This is a genomic window from Planctopirus limnophila DSM 3776 (genome assembly GCF_000092105.1).
In the GTDB taxonomy this organism is placed as follows: Bacteria; Planctomycetota; Planctomycetia; order Planctomycetales; family Planctomycetaceae; genus Planctopirus; species Planctopirus limnophila.
In genome coordinates this window covers 23,654-37,010 of record NC_014149.1, presented here as the reverse complement: position 1 = coordinate 37,010, position 13,357 = coordinate 23,654, and the positions used below count along the sequence as shown (strand labels likewise).

The following is a 13,357-nucleotide window of genomic DNA, read 5'->3' as shown; positions in this document are numbered from 1 at the left end:
AAAAGCGCACTTGGACACGTAACAATGAGTTAGGGAGACACCTCCCGGCGGCCGGTTTTCGCTCGCTTAATCCAGCGAGACTTCGGGCAGCTTGAAGAAAGCCGATTCGCGTTCCGGCACAACTTCCAAACCCAGCTTCTTCAGGTCGGCTGGCTTCAGCCGCTTGGCCTGCCAGGCTTTCTTGATGTTGGCCATCGAGGGCTTGTAAACGACGTCGAACATCTCGAAGAAACCAACGCCAAAGAGCTTCACTTTCTCCAGCACCTTCCTGACGATGATCGTCCAGGGTGCGACCTTGTCGGCCCGCTCAATGATGTCGTCTGGCTTGACCCCTTCACTGGCCGCGATCGTCGCGGGCACAGTTCGCCAGGCGAGGGTCCCTTCGGGATATTCGATCGACTTTTTGTCGCGGCCCTTGAGCAGTTCTTCGCGATAGTCATTGGCGAAGTTGATGATCGCTTCCTGCAGTGACTTGGCCCGCACATCAGCCGGGATCGATTGACCCAACACGTTGACCAGGTGCTGGCCTGCCCGCTCATAGATCGCCCGCACTTCGCGGTCGAGCGAGGCCGCTCGCTTCCGCATGGCCACGTCGAGCTGCTGCAGCTCCTTGAGGGCCTGTCGGAGCTCGATTTCATCAGAAATCACGGGATCGATCGGCAAAACATCGTCGGATGACATAAACACCTCGCGCAACAAGATCCGGTTGGACGAAAAGAGAATGGGCACTGGCCCGTTGTCTGCACCCAAACCGTCGCTGTTGCGCAATGGAGGCGTATGTCAGTCAGAGACAAGCGAGGGGCCAAGGTCGATCTCGACCGGCCCAACCACGATCTGTGGACCTATCTGATCTCGGTGAACCGTGATTCACCGCACAACATTCGAGCCATCTCAGCCTTGATGTTGAGGCTGCTCGGCAACCTGAGCCTCGACCAGATCGCAAGAGTGCTCAAGACCCATCGAGGTCGAGTCAGTCGCCTCTTGCGTCGCGGTCGATTGATTGCCCGAACTCACCTGCAGGCTGAAGAGCCTGTGGAAGTTTCCCTGGGCTGAAGTAAAATGATCGCCGGGCATCATCCTGACACCCGACGATCGCGGCTCTCCCCAGAGCGACAACAGTCCATCCTTGGACGAAGGCCGATTGGAAGTCGGCACCTCCCACTCGTCAAGGACAAAAGACAATGGCAGAACGCAGCGGCCAAAAGTTTCTCCGAGTGCCGACGACAGCCCAACTCTCAAGGCGTCTGCAGCTGATCGCTGATCAGCGAAAGCAATCCGGCCGCACCCCATCGATCCGCAGCCTGGCCCTCGAACTGATCGAACGTGGCCTGCAGGAGATTGAGGACCGGCATTAGAGACTGGCTTGCCGAGCAATCAGCCGGTGAATGGTGCCGACGTTGACTCCGTAAGCATCAGCGAGCGACTGGAGGGTCTTGCCCGCCTGCCGCTGAGCCACGATCTCATCAACTGGCAGCTCAGCCTTGGGCCTGCCTGCCCGTTTGCGTCCCTCTTCAGCGACGATCAGCGAGCAAATCAGCCCGGACAAGCTCAATTCGCGTTCTGAGGCCATTTTCCGGGCCTTGGCATCAATTTCATCGGGGAGTGTGATCGAGCGTTTTGCGGGCATGCTTCATTCCTTATCGCGATCAAGGCGTCGTTGGCGTCGCTCTGCTGAGACGCGGGCGTTTTTCTGGTCGTTCCATCGCTTGATCTTCGCCCGGCCTTCGGGCGTGGATCGCAGCCTCTCGATGTGTGCCCTCCGGTAGCGTCTGGCTGTCTCCCGATCAATCTTCAGCCTCTGGATCTGCCGTTGTGACGAGTCGCGGGCCTGGCACTTTTCTGAGCAGAATTTTTTCGCGTGATGACTGGTCTGGAATTTAATGTCACAGATCGGGCAGACCATCTCATAGACGATGCGACGTGCAGCCCGCTCTGCCTTGCGGGTCTCGATGAGCCAGCGGGCATAGCATCCTGATTGACACCAGCGAGCGGTGACGCGATCCGGCATGTAGACCGTCCCGCAATACTCACAGGCCCGAGGCTCCAGGGGGATCCGTTTTCGCGGCATGGCCTGCTCCCTCATTCATTCCCACAAACACCCGCCCGCGAGGCCAGCTCCGACAAGCCTTGCCCTCAGTCTCAACAAGAGACCTCAGACGCGGCCTCGCGGGAGCAAGGTGTTTGGTGGTGGGAATCTGTCAGCCGACACTTTCGGCAACTGGCTCGATTTCGTCCTCGTCAATCAGCCCGGGAGGAATGTACTCCTCGATCTCCATCTCGGTGACGTTCCCCCATTTGTGGTAATACCCGCCAGAGCGAGGCAACACAGGGAATTGATACATCTTGCCTCGATAGATCACACCCGCCTTGCGGCCACCGAGGGATACCAGCGGCAAGGTCTGCAGTCCGATGATCCCCAGCAGCTCCAAGCCGACTCGCCGCATGATGGGCATGCCCAGTTTGTCCAATGAGAATCCGGCGTCCAGCGGCTCAATCGCTGTCCGCAAATCGAAGCCAGTGGCCCCAGTCATAGGGGCTTGGAATGCCCGGATGTCCTCGACATCCTTGGCTTTTTTCAGCGCATCAATCATCCCATTGATGATTTTTGGCAGTGTCATTTGGCCCGTCCATGTGACCAGCCCAGGCACGCGGTCTGGCCATGTGATCGGGATGATCCACTTGCAGCCGGATCGATTGGGCCAGGGGGTGACCTTCGCGTCAATCAAATCTTGGACAATCCGGCCCTGCTCACAGCGAGAGAGCAGAAACTCATAGCCGACATCAGCGAGAAATTCGCAGGCGTTTTGCATAATCGATTCCAGTGAGGACGTGAGACAAAAAAGGCGGGGTGAATGTCCCCCGCCCGCTGGTCTGGCAATTACTCGTCAGACTCTTCACCGCGGAAGCGAATCTTGCCGGGCAGGTAAGTCCTCAGGAATTCCACAACCTCTTCGCTGGTCAATCCGCCATCCCCATCAACTTCATCGACCTCAATGGAATCCAGCGTCTCCTGCAGGGTGGGCATGTGAGTAAAAAAGAATCCACCTTCATCGCCGAAGACGTAACCGAACTTGCGGTCATCGTCGTTCGTGCCTTGGTCGAGATCGACGTGTGCTGCTGTCAGATTTGCCATTTTCTGTCATTCCTTGCTGTGGCCTGTCGGGGCCGGGTTAAGTGACCTGCAGCGACATGCTGCAGGTCGGGTTCTAGCGTGAGTACAAGCAGTTGGCGGCGAGTGATTCGCTGTATCTCGTCGCGGCGTCACCCTTGAGCGTCGCAACTTTGCCCGGCAACTCTTCCTTGGTCCCGAAAATCCGCTTACAGGCTTTGTTCAGCACCTTGCATCGGTGAGTGGCTGGCAGGACGCAGATTACTTTTCCGTGCAGTTCGTGGCTGGCTGGGTAGATGTAAGCTGCGAGTTTCATTTTCGTTTCCATGTGCTGCAGGTCTGATGGAATGAGTATCGGCGATAGCGAAACGAAAGTCAACGGATTTTGCATAATTATTTTGCAAAATCCGTTGATCGTCAAAAATCACCACTTCCCGCTGGCGTCTGCCGCCTTGGCATCAATGATCGATTTCGGGCAGGGCTTACCCCAGCAGTGCTGCAGGAGATCGTCGATCATGTCGATCTTCTTGGGGCTGCTGACGGAGATCTTGAGCTCCTTCGCCAGGGCCGTCAGTTGAGCCGTTGAATGCATCCCGAAAAACTCCTCGACGTCCTCACCGTAGGCCGAGGCCCAGACCGTCTCAATGTTGAGTCTGGCATAATCGAAAATGATCTGAATGATCTCAGGATCCGCAATTCGAAATGGAGCGACCTCACATCGCCGAAGAATCTTGAGGCCCATGCTTCGGAGCACCTGGGGAAAAACCAAATCATCCTTTGGTTGATCCGCCTTCAGCAGGGCTTTAACGAGCTCACGTTCATCAGGGTTGAAGTCCTTCATGCCAGATTCTTGCAAAGCCTCACGCAGGCTCTCGCTGATCACCCTTTTCTCGCTGTGGTGCTGCCAGTGCAGCCAGAGCCATCCCAGCACGCTGACCATCTCCCGCTCGCTCGCAGTGGTATCAATCCAATCGCAGACCATGTCCTTCTGGATCCTGATCTTCCACTTCGCGATTCTCGCTGCGAGCTGTTCAGCCTGCTGCTTGTCCTTTTCCTTCTGCTGTGCCGGCGTCAGCTGCTTCTTGCCTGAGCACTTCCCCTCGATCCCTTTCTGCTCATCCGCCTTCTTCTTGGCTTCTGCCTTGTCCTGCAGCTCCTCAAAGAGTTTTTTGTTGAGTGCATATCGTCGAGGGTCCTTCGGGTTGCTCGACAGATCAACAATGTCGAGCTGCTCCTCAATCTCAGGCGTCAGCTTAAAGGCCCGGTTCACCCAGCGACCCTTGTAGTAGATTTGACCATCAAGAGGTTGACCAATCTCACGAACGACCGAACGGATGGAGTTCATCAGGTCAATCCTGGCCTCCTCGCCCTGACGTTCCGCCTCCTCCACGGCCACATCTCGAATGTCAGCAATCTCCGCGACAAATGCTTTGGCAATCTTTGGATGCTGCAGCATCGGCACTGCTTCGCGGGCGGACGCCTGAGTGATTTCTCCAGAAATCACCAGCTCCTGCACCTCGGGCGGCAGGAGCAGCAGCCGGGTCAGATTGCTGATCTGTCCCTGGCTGATCCCGATGTCGGCGGCCAGTTGCCGCTGACTCTTCCCGGCCGCCTCGTACGTTTCGACCAGTGCCTTCAGTGCCTGGGCCTGCTCAATCTTCGTGAGGTCTTTCCGCTTCGCGTTATCGATCAACACGAGCCGCTGAGCGGTTTCGTCATCGCATTCGAGGATGTCACACCTCAGAGATTTGAGGCCGACCTGACCAGCCGCGAAGGCTCGCGTATGACCAGCAATGATTTCGTAGCGATTCGCCAGCGATCCTTGATTAATTATCTTGCTCAGCCTGACCAACAGCGGTGCCAGTTGGCCATCATCCAAGAGCGATTGGCCTAACTCGGCAATCCACTCGCTGCTGGTCTTCTTGCGGACCTGCCAGGGGCTGGGATCGAGCTGAGAGAGTGGGATGTCACGACTGCGATCGACGATGAAGGCCTTGCCGGGATGCTCCTGCGATGACTCTGATGTGACCTCAGGAGCGGTTTCTTTCGGCTTCGCTGGCTTCGTGGCTTTGGTGGGCTTGGCAGGTGCTGGTTTCGTTTTCGTGGCCATAAAAAACTCTTCCTCTTCAGGGGTTGGGGAACACATTGATTCGAGATTTCGCAGAGCGTGGTTGACTTCCGATGTCACCCATGAGTGACCGTGTTCAAAGTGAAGGCCTTTCGTGCGGTCGTTGATGGAACCGAGAGCCAGGGCGGCGACATAAGTCGGGTTGAGCAGCTCTTCCTCTGTCTTGGTCATCCAAGCGGAACTCCAGCCGCTGACCTGGCTGGCGATGTAGGGCATGATCGCACGCCACCAGTCGCCCTCCTCGCCGGGCTGCTCAAAGAGCGGCCGCAGGTCAGATAGTGATTCAATCACTTGATTACCTTTGGACCGTGGGCCTCGTAGAAGTCGAGAGCCCGCTGGATTTCAGGACGCCATTCGAGGACTTTCTTCGAGGGGTCGCATGAGTTTTCGACGGCACATTGGCCGGCATAAAACACTCGCTGCCAGACCAAAGAAACATCCAGAGGCTTACTGCGATTGTCCCACTGTCTTTCGATCCAGTATCGCAAATTCTCATCGATCCAATTGATATCGATTTCCTCATCCTTGTTGCGATCGGGGTGAACGCGATGCTCGAGCATGCGCTCAAGACCGTACATGAACTCCAGAAAACACTCATAATCTTCTTTCGTCGGCTTGGCCTGTTTCACTTCGATGACCTTTGACATGGGGCTTTCCTGACCTTCAAAACGATTCGATGAATCAACTGACTGATGGCGTCTTGGCGTCGGACGATGTGAGCCTGACGTCGGCATTGCGGGCCAATGCCAGCCTTGTGGCTGCGATCGCTCGTCAGGCGTCGACCGCAGACCGGGCAGTACTTCACGGGCAGATCACCCAGGAGCGAGAGCTGCCCGGCCAGTGGCTTGACCTTATGGTGCCTCATTCAAAGAGACTCCGTTGAGGGGCTTTCTTGGGAGGCTTCACTGGGTCGGGAGCGGCGGCCGGCAGAACTTCCGATTGCTGCAGAGTGATCGGGGCTGAGCGGAAGCCAGCCAGGTGGATCGCTGGCTCTGGCTGATCGCATTCGGCGATGGCCATCTGCTCGCGTGGCAGCACAGTGATGAACTCACCCTCGACGATCACGACCAGATAAGCCGGTGGGCCTGACTTGCCTTCGTTCAGCTTGCGAGCCTTTTTGAGTTCATCGCCCAGCCACTTGAGATCGAGGTGCTGGTTGTGGTCAATCGCCGAATAGACAATGCAGATCGTGCCGGCAGGATAGGTCTTGGAATGACCGCCCCGACTGAAGCCAGTGGCGTTCTTGAGTGTGAGGTGCTTCATTCAGCCACCTCCAGACCGACTTGTGCTGCTGCATCGTTTTCTTGAGCGCTAACCCATTTTAAACTCCTTAACGCCAGCCGCAGTTCCGTGAGTGAATTACAGAACGAGTAGAGACCCTGTTTTTCTTCCTCTTCATCTGCCATTGAATACTCATCCCAGGCATCGTCTTCCTTCTGTTTCAGCCAGTTATCGCAACAGACTGAGCAAAGCGAACCGAGACGAGGATGATCGATAAAGCATTCACCAACTGCGATGATTCTCTGGCAGGTCATACAAAGGCGGCTGGGCTTTAATCGACTTGTACACTCTTCACAGGTCACTGGTGAAACTGTGCCAGGCGGTCGAATCCCAAAAGAGATCTCACATTCAATGCACGTGCAGCGGTTCTTGGTTGAGGTACTCATTGGGCCACCTCCCGACGATCTTTCTTCTCCCACTGCCGGCAGGCTGCCCATCCGGCCCGGATGTCGGTACCTGCTCCACGACTCCACGAATGCTTCATGTGGCCGCACTTGAGGTAAACGTAATCGTTGTGCCTGACTCTGCAGAGATGCCTGCAACTCATGCAGGTTTCACCGGCTGGGCCTGTGCCTGATGGCGAGGGGATGCAGGGTGGCAGCTTGCGGCTGGCCGGTTTCGGCCTGACGGTATCGTCCTCAAAGAGTTGAGGGGCTTCGTTGGTTGGGTGACTCTTCATGGTGCCACCTCGTCCACATACTTGAACTCGATCCGCTGGACTGGATCCGTTGGCCGGCACGCCATGGCCTCGCAGAACATGTCCACGAACTGATGCCAGTGCTGATCGGGGAATCCTTCCCGGGCAACATCATCATCCCGGATCGCGTTGAGTGGCTCAGTGCGGATCGAAACCACCTCGATCACTGCCAGCTTGCGGAGCTGCTCGCCTGGCTTGAGTCCTTGGCACTTCTCGCAGGCCTGCAGGAGCTCGCCCGGCTTCAGGAACTTCCAGCCCAGCCGACGTGTGACCGTCTTGCTGCGATCGAGGATCTGCTGAGTCGTGAGCATGAACGACATGTTTCTCATCGTGGCTTCTCCACAAGTTGGCCGCCTGTGGTCTTCAGTCCCTGCAGGATGAGACCGAGGGCATCTTTGTTGGGTCGAATCTTGCGGCGGGCGGCGAGCTTCAGCAGCTCCTCGCAGCGATCGACATCGACGGCCGGGCCGCCAGTGATCAGGCCGTAAGATCTGGCGGAATCAATCTGCAGGAATAGCTCAGCGGCGTCGGCCGCTTCTTGCCACTCTCTGAGGTTCTTCGGGTTTCGCTTGGTCTTCATGGGGAGATCCTTAAAAGGGGACATGTTCGCGGTCGCATTCGAGGGAGCAGAACAGCTCGCCGCCGCCCGGCCCTGGCACCCAGTAGCGTTTGCCACAGTGGCAGCACTTGTGGCCGACCAGCTTGCATCTCAGCCATTGCCACCAGATCCGCCACGTACGGATCAACCAGCAGGGCTGCTGAATGAAATCGTCGTCGTAGATGTGGGCCCCACATTCCTCACAGCAGCCGTCATGGCGTCTGTGGATTTCGCAGCCAAAGATGCGGCAGAGGAGCTTCATGACCACGTCTCCACAAGAGACAACACATCCAGCGCATGACGACCAATGCGGGTGAGTCCATCAGGGATCTGTTCGATCACGCTCTCAAGAGTTGGGCCTCTTGCCCATAGATCCATGTCCACGGCCTGCTTGCCGCCAGGCATCACATGGAATCGCCGTACGACAAACTCCCCTGGATAATCCAGAGGGCTGTTGAATATGGTGTAGAACGTCACGAGGGGCTTGAGTTCAGGGCTCGTGTTCATTGGCAATACATCCTCAATACTTCAACGAGAGTGGAGAGTTGATGAGCGGATGTGACTGGTCTGGCGTAGGTAAGAAAAACGGCATGAGGAACCAGATCGTCGCCTACGTTGAGAGGTAGCGAATGCAGTTCAACGTCGAAGGCGTTTTCGATATCGAGGTTCTCGACCAACTGCATGACCAGCTCAGACTTATCATCTTTCGCCAGCTGCATTCTCCAGCAGTCATTTCTATGACGAGTGAAACCAATAAGTTCGATGTAAGTTGCAAACCTTTGCACTCGGTCAATTAGACCGGTGTTTTGTGATTTACATCTGAGGCAGACCACGCGAGGCGTCATGACCTCATGATGCTTCCACACGAGATCGCAACCAAAGCATTTCCGGTAATGGGGATTTGACATTGCTACTCCAAGCGTTCAGTTGAATAGGTCACCTTCGTGTGAATCCCGAGAAAGAACTTGCGGCCGCAGTCACCGCAGAACTGCTCGCCTTCTTGGTATTCCCATTTGTCTCGATGCTCATAGCCGCACCATGGGCAGACGATCTCGTCCGTGAAATCCGTGTCGAGTTCTGGCTGAGTCACAGCACACCTCACGGAATCAAGGGGGAGGGTTCGGGTTTGTGTTCGAGGCGAAGCGGCTGCTTATTCGGCAGGCCGATCGGCGTGTCTGTCAGCCGTCGCTGCTTCGGCCTGGGCACTTCGAGCCTTGCTCCCTTAAGGAGCGGGATCGCATGATTCGTGACCCACTTGCCCGCTTGTTCCAGTGAGTGGAAATCTTTGTTGAGCAGCTCCCGGATTTGCTCCGGTCGATCCTTCGAGTAATCGTTGAGGTCGACGTTGTACTTAACTGAGGTGTAAACGCGACCTCGCTCGGCACTGTGGAAGAGAGCAACGATGAAATTGACGGTCGTCCCTTCAGGTACCTGCCGGCAGAGCCAGTCATAAAAGCCGTCGATCGTGGTGGGGATTTTCGCCATACGTGCGCACGCTGAGCGTGCCTCCTGTGTGAGGTTAAGGAAAGGGGCCTCCGTGCCCACTGGCCATCCGTGGTGAAGTCAGGCGGCGGTATGCCGCTTGGCGAACTCTTCGAGCAGGGCGCGTCGGACGACGCCTCCCTTGCCTCGCGCTCGGTGTGAGCTGCGAAAGAGTTCAATCAGTCGATCGGCGTCAGGACGTGCCTTCAGGAGATCGATCTGCTCATCGGATGAGAGCTGATCAACAAGCGGCCCGAACTGGAATTCGAGCTGCCTTTCCCGGCGGTCACGTTCGAGCTGCTGCGTGGACCGGATGGCCTCTGCAGCAGCGTCAGGCGTCCTCGAAGCCACGGATGTGGTTCGAGTCGGCCAGCCATGGTTCGCGGGCGTCCCCGCGAAACTACGGCATTTCAGGTGGGTCGCGAGGAGGCCTGGCCCCCAGTCGCTCCCCTTGTTCGCTTGAAAGTGTTGGATCTTGGCTCGCATCCACTCGAAGGAGTTGCCCAGCTTTCGCGAGGCCTCGATCGTTTCGAGGTGCTTTGCCACTCCTGCAGCCTGAAGCAACTTTTCCACCACCTCCTCCACGGCATCTTTGGGGGAGGGGGATGGGTTAAGGTTAGGGAAAGAAGACAAGGGGTCTTTCACTGGGTCTTTGCCGGGGTCTTTGCGGGGGTGATACCCGGGGTGATACCCGGGCTGTAGCCCGGGTAAGTGATCTTCAGCTTCTGATCCATTCGATAACTCGCATTCATAAGCCAGTGGCACCAACACCCAGGCAGTGGCAAGTTCCCGATTCGATGGCTTATGCCAGTAGAGCCAGCCTGACTGAACAGCCTGTTGAATGAGTGCAGCCGTGTGGCTGTCATCCTTCAGGCCAATGCGATCGCGGATCTGCGAAAGCCAGAAGGTCGGTTCGCTGGCGTATCGACGGCGATCTTCAGTTAAGACCACGTACATGAGGATCTGCACAATTCGAGGGTTGTATTGAGGCCCGAAGAATCGATCGACAAGCCTCAGGAATTTGAGGGCAAAGTAGGGTGGCCGCCTCGGGTATGGCGGTGTGACAATCAACGACTGCTGCCCGGGTGCTGGTGACTTGTGCTTACTCATCAGGAGCTTCCTTGCTGGTGACTCCTGACTCGTCAACCAGTTCGCTTCTGGCGATCTGCACCGATCGAGGTGCTGTCAATCCAATCCTCACGGCGTTGGCCCTGACTTCCAATGTCGTGATCTCAATCACTGTGCCAGGAGGAAGATTCTCAGGGATCGTCAAGCGGATGGATTCATGCGGTCTGCGGGAGAGGACTAGCATCGTGCGTTCCTTCAAGTGAGTTAAGGCTCGTTAAATCAGGCCAGACCGTTCTTGGCCTTAAACTGGCGGAAAAACTTCTGCAGTTGAATGTTGATCGCCTCCCTGTGCGGGTGATCGATGGGCAGGTCCGTGACCGCGCAAGCCACGCCTCCAAAGAAGGCGGCCTGCAGCTGCGCGAACTGGTCTTCAGTCATTGGGCCATCATTCGTCCAGCCTTCGGCCAGCATGTCTATGAAAGCGGCTTGGAGATCAATCACCATGAGCCTGGCCCCCTTCCGATTTCCGATCTATATCGGAACCTGCAGGCTGAGCCTGTGGCGTCACGGCTGCTGACGCTTGCGATCTTTCGTGAGCGTCCACGTATTCTTGAGCTTGAAGCCTCCAGCATTCATCAGCAGACGCCTGACGCTTTGCGGGAGGGTCATACTCTTCGATTACAAAGATGGGTGGCTCTACCGGCATCAACAAGCCGATGTCACCAGTCCGCGTGACGACCTTAATGGGCGAAGTAGGATCATCAGATACGATGATGGTGACTTGACCATCCGAAGATCCAAGGGCTTTGGCCAGCTTCTTGAGCAGTCGGCAATTGAATGTGACTGTTGCAGCAGACGGTCGTTTCAACTCCTGCTCAAGTAGCTTGTCCACCGGTGGAAACGCTCTCGGTGCCAATGCGTTAAAGCTCCTGGGCTCACGCAACAAGTCAGCACCGACAAGGCACTGGTTCGTTGCTGATGATTCGCAGCGAGCGATGGCAAGCATGCGACTCTCAGTACAGGCGACGAAGGCCTGGCCATCCCGAATCGGTGTGACCTGTGCCAAGTCAATCAGTGCTCGACCAGCGGCTTCATCAGCGCTGGCAAGCCCAACGGGGGAAGTGATTTTCAGCTCGAATCGAGCACTCATAGCGATTGTTCCTGGGGAGTGGGGTGAAGGAGTCCTTGCTCCATGATCAGCTCGAGGTGATTACACATGTTGCAATCTTTACTTTTGCAGTGACCGTCGGCCGCGAACTTCAGCAGAGTGACTGCATCCATGAAGATCCTGATGTCGCGACGATTGAAGCCGGCAAGCAGAGCAGACAGCCTTTGCTCGACCGTGAGTGGAGGGCGAGAAAAGCCCATGATGTAATTCCTTGATGAGTGAAAACGGCCACGCCCGGCCTCTGCTGCAGGAGTCACAGCAAAGACCGGGCGTGCCTGCGGCAGACCAGTTGTGTCGTTGATTTCCAGAGAAATCATTCGGGCGTGGTTGGCTTCAGCAGCCCGGCTCCTTCGCGAAATGCCAGCGGTTGTTTGAGTTGCTTCACTGCCTTCAACACGCGCTTCGTGGGGTTCTGGTAATTCTTGGCGTTGACCCCCTGCAGCTCGTGACCCGTAATCCAGGGACCGACTCCCGGCGAGATGTCGTCGTAGGCTGTCGAGCAGGTCTTGCGCAAATCCTCGAAGTGAGCATTGCGGCCCTCGGGTGAGATCAGTCCAGCAGCCAGGCAGATCCGTCGCCAGCAGCGATAGACACTGCGATTGGTCTTGCGGAACATGGGGAAGATCTCGCTCTCGTGCAGCTGCAGGTCGCGGACCATTTCCAGATGCCGGCGTGCGACCTGACTCAGTGGGATGCGTTGCAGCTTCTTTGTCTTCTGAGCCTTGAAGCTGATCGACCCATACTTGAAATCCTCCCAGCCAATGCGATCCCACGTCATTGAGAGCAGGTCCCACGATCGCGGGCCAGTGCCAAAGCCCAGCACAATCGCCAGCTGCCACAGCTCCGGTCGATAGAGCGGCGTCGATCGCGTGGTCTTCTCGGGCTTGGCCGCATGAGCATTTCGATAGAGAGCAGACATCGCTGATCGGCTGTAAGTGAAGGGCAGCTTCGCAGGCTCCTCCAGTCGCCCGGGGAACTTGCAGAGCGGTACCAGGCCGAGCCCCTCGGGGTTGTGCCGGTCGGGCGGGAAGAGCTTCATGACGACAGCCTTCAGGTGCCGCATAACCTTGTTGACTGTGGCGGCCGATCGAGGTTTTCCAGTGGCTTTGGCCAGCTTCGATCGCGTCCAGCGTTCGGCGGCCAGCCGGTCGCGAAACTGCTTGAGCATGGCCTTGTCGATCGTGCCCACTCCCACGGTTCGCATGATGCGTTCCCAGTGGTTGAGCATCGCCTCGTATTCGATGATGGTCGATTCGGCAATCTCGATCTCCGGCAAGACCGCCTTCTCGAAGCATTCCCGCAGAGTGGAATGGATTGACAACGGGGCGTCTCCATAGCTGACTTGATCGTCGTCGATCACCAGCTTGAAGATGCGTGGAGGCTGGGCCTGTTCGGGCCGTGAACGTGTGAGTGTGAATTGGTTCTGCATGGCTTCCGTGGACTTCCTGGGACATGGGAATGCCCGCACCGGGAGCGACCCGGCTCGATTCCAAAAGACCATCCGTGACGGGCTGAGTGAGTGACTTCTCGATCAGTCGCGAGGAGCTGACTCCTACTGATCTATAGCTCAAAATTTGCATGAGCGCACGACATCCTTGTGCAGATGAATCATCACCTGCCGGCATGCCGCTTGGTAAAGCTGGGCACTACGCACGCACAGAGTTGAGACTGTGCGTGCGTAGTGGGTATCTACCTACATGGGCGGGCCTGCCGATGTAGGTAGCCAGCAAAAACTCAGCGGCGGAACACGGGAGCCGGTCGAAATTCCGAAACAACGGGAACGGAACCGGCCTGACAAAAACCAAAAGGCTACGTCCAGGCCGCGG

Annotated in this window: 24 protein-coding genes; 3 read left to right on the top strand and 21 right to left on the bottom strand. The window is 56.8% G+C overall.

What is annotated here, in order from left to right; genetic code table 11:
* Positions 1-66: 66 nt before the first annotated feature.
* A complete protein-coding gene (locus tag PLIM_RS22065) occupies positions 67-681 on the bottom strand; it encodes a host-nuclease inhibitor Gam family protein (RefSeq protein ID WP_013112542.1) in 615 nt (204 codons plus the stop codon).
* 96 nt (positions 682-777) lie between these two features.
* Between PLIM_RS22065 and PLIM_RS22060 the strand changes: the two genes are divergently transcribed.
* Positions 778-1,053 carry a sigma-70 RNA polymerase sigma factor region 4 domain-containing protein gene (locus PLIM_RS22060; RefSeq protein WP_013112541.1) on the top strand — a complete coding sequence of 92 codons (276 nt, stop codon included), beginning with the start codon at positions 778-780 and terminating at the stop codon, positions 1,051-1,053.
* A 128-nt stretch (positions 1,054-1,181) separates the two neighbouring features.
* Positions 1,182-1,355, top strand: coding sequence for a hypothetical protein (locus PLIM_RS24485; RefSeq protein ID WP_013112540.1), 174 nt, complete (start codon positions 1,182-1,184; stop codon positions 1,353-1,355).
* Here PLIM_RS24485 and PLIM_RS22055 read toward each other — a convergent pair.
* The 13 genes from PLIM_RS22055 to PLIM_RS21995 all read right to left on the bottom strand — a co-directional run bounded on the left by PLIM_RS22055 (position 1,352) and on the right by PLIM_RS21995 (position 7,795).
* The gene (locus tag PLIM_RS22055) at positions 1,352-1,627 is read right to left on the bottom strand and encodes a hypothetical protein (RefSeq protein WP_013112539.1); all 276 of its coding nucleotides are present in this window, start codon (positions 1,625-1,627) and stop codon (positions 1,352-1,354) included. The two genes, PLIM_RS24485 and PLIM_RS22055, sit on opposite strands and share 4 nt — an antisense overlap.
* 3 nt (positions 1,628-1,630) lie before the next feature.
* Positions 1,631-2,068 carry a hypothetical protein gene (locus PLIM_RS22050; protein ID WP_013112538.1) on the bottom strand — a complete coding sequence of 146 codons (438 nt, stop codon included), beginning with the start codon at positions 2,066-2,068 and terminating at the stop codon, positions 1,631-1,633.
* A 130-nt stretch (positions 2,069-2,198) separates the two neighbouring features.
* The gene (locus tag PLIM_RS22045) at positions 2,199-2,810 is read right to left on the bottom strand and encodes a hypothetical protein (RefSeq protein WP_013112537.1); all 612 of its coding nucleotides are present in this window, start codon (positions 2,808-2,810) and stop codon (positions 2,199-2,201) included.
* Positions 2,811-2,878: 68 nt separating this feature from the next.
* A complete protein-coding gene (locus PLIM_RS22040) occupies positions 2,879-3,133 on the bottom strand; it encodes a hypothetical protein (RefSeq protein WP_013112536.1) in 255 nt (84 codons plus the stop codon).
* A 73-nt stretch (positions 3,134-3,206) separates the two neighbouring features.
* Positions 3,207-3,425, bottom strand: a complete 219-nt coding sequence (locus tag PLIM_RS22035; RefSeq protein WP_013112535.1) for a hypothetical protein — start codon at positions 3,423-3,425, stop codon at positions 3,207-3,209.
* Between the two features lie 108 nt (positions 3,426-3,533).
* Positions 3,534-5,528, bottom strand: coding sequence for a ParB/RepB/Spo0J family partition protein (locus PLIM_RS22030; RefSeq protein ID WP_041404074.1), 1,995 nt, complete (start codon positions 5,526-5,528; stop codon positions 3,534-3,536).
* The gene (locus PLIM_RS22025) at positions 5,525-5,884 is read right to left on the bottom strand and encodes a hypothetical protein (RefSeq protein ID WP_013112533.1); all 360 of its coding nucleotides are present in this window, start codon (positions 5,882-5,884) and stop codon (positions 5,525-5,527) included. The genes PLIM_RS22030 and PLIM_RS22025 overlap by 4 nt, the downstream gene beginning before the upstream one ends.
* The gene (locus PLIM_RS25125) at positions 5,863-6,102 is read right to left on the bottom strand and encodes a DUF6011 domain-containing protein (protein WP_013112532.1); all 240 of its coding nucleotides are present in this window, start codon (positions 6,100-6,102) and stop codon (positions 5,863-5,865) included. The genes PLIM_RS22025 and PLIM_RS25125 overlap by 22 nt, the downstream gene beginning before the upstream one ends.
* Positions 6,099-6,500: a hypothetical protein gene (locus tag PLIM_RS22015; protein ID WP_013112531.1), complete on the bottom strand. Its 402-nt coding sequence runs from the start codon at positions 6,498-6,500 to the stop codon at positions 6,099-6,101. Before PLIM_RS22015 ends, PLIM_RS25125 begins: the two co-directional genes overlap by 4 nt.
* Entirely contained in the window at positions 6,497-6,772 is a 276-nt protein-coding gene (locus PLIM_RS24635) for a hypothetical protein (protein ID WP_041404072.1), read from the bottom strand. Before PLIM_RS24635 ends, PLIM_RS22015 begins: the two co-directional genes overlap by 4 nt.
* 128 nt (positions 6,773-6,900) lie before the next feature.
* Positions 6,901-7,197, bottom strand: coding sequence for a hypothetical protein (locus PLIM_RS23480; protein ID WP_013112529.1), 297 nt, complete (start codon positions 7,195-7,197; stop codon positions 6,901-6,903).
* Positions 7,194-7,544: an ASCH domain-containing protein gene (locus PLIM_RS22000; RefSeq protein ID WP_013112528.1), complete on the bottom strand. Its 351-nt coding sequence runs from the start codon at positions 7,542-7,544 to the stop codon at positions 7,194-7,196. Before PLIM_RS22000 ends, PLIM_RS23480 begins: the two co-directional genes overlap by 4 nt.
* Entirely contained in the window at positions 7,541-7,795 is a 255-nt protein-coding gene (locus PLIM_RS21995) for a hypothetical protein (RefSeq protein ID WP_013112527.1), read from the bottom strand. Before PLIM_RS21995 ends, PLIM_RS22000 begins: the two co-directional genes overlap by 4 nt.
* Before the next feature lie 22 nt (positions 7,796-7,817).
* Between PLIM_RS21995 and PLIM_RS21990 the strand changes: the two genes are divergently transcribed.
* Positions 7,818-8,114, top strand: coding sequence for a hypothetical protein (locus PLIM_RS21990; RefSeq protein ID WP_013112526.1), 297 nt, complete (start codon positions 7,818-7,820; stop codon positions 8,112-8,114).
* 202 nt (positions 8,115-8,316) lie between these two features.
* Here the strand turns inward: PLIM_RS21990 and PLIM_RS24305 are convergent, their stop codons facing one another.
* The 7 genes from PLIM_RS24305 to PLIM_RS21950 all read right to left on the bottom strand — a co-directional run bounded on the left by PLIM_RS24305 (position 8,317) and on the right by PLIM_RS21950 (position 12,960).
* Positions 8,317-8,532: a hypothetical protein gene (locus PLIM_RS24305; protein ID WP_148227399.1), complete on the bottom strand. Its 216-nt coding sequence runs from the start codon at positions 8,530-8,532 to the stop codon at positions 8,317-8,319.
* Positions 8,533-8,911: 379 nt separating this feature from the next.
* The gene (locus tag PLIM_RS21980) at positions 8,912-9,298 is read right to left on the bottom strand and encodes a hypothetical protein (RefSeq protein ID WP_041404070.1); all 387 of its coding nucleotides are present in this window, start codon (positions 9,296-9,298) and stop codon (positions 8,912-8,914) included.
* 78 nt (positions 9,299-9,376) lie between these two features.
* On the bottom strand, positions 9,377-10,405 hold the full coding sequence (locus tag PLIM_RS21975) for a hypothetical protein (protein WP_013112521.1): 1,029 nt from the start codon (positions 10,403-10,405) through the stop codon (positions 9,377-9,379).
* Complete coding sequence (locus PLIM_RS21970; protein ID WP_013112520.1) at positions 10,398-10,607, bottom strand: carbon storage regulator; 210 nt, start codon at positions 10,605-10,607, stop codon at positions 10,398-10,400. The genes PLIM_RS21975 and PLIM_RS21970 overlap by 8 nt, the downstream gene beginning before the upstream one ends.
* A 35-nt stretch (positions 10,608-10,642) precedes the next feature.
* Complete coding sequence (locus tag PLIM_RS21965) at positions 10,643-10,867, bottom strand: hypothetical protein (RefSeq protein WP_013112519.1); 225 nt, start codon at positions 10,865-10,867, stop codon at positions 10,643-10,645.
* Positions 10,857-11,513 (bottom strand): hypothetical protein, encoded by a 657-nt coding sequence (locus PLIM_RS21960; RefSeq protein WP_013112518.1) that lies wholly within the window; start codon positions 11,511-11,513, stop codon positions 10,857-10,859. The genes PLIM_RS21965 and PLIM_RS21960 overlap by 11 nt, the downstream gene beginning before the upstream one ends.
* Before the next feature lie 331 nt (positions 11,514-11,844).
* On the bottom strand, positions 11,845-12,960 hold the full coding sequence (locus PLIM_RS21950) for a tyrosine-type recombinase/integrase (RefSeq protein WP_013112516.1): 1,116 nt from the start codon (positions 12,958-12,960) through the stop codon (positions 11,845-11,847).
* Positions 12,961-13,357: the final 397 nt, after the last annotated feature.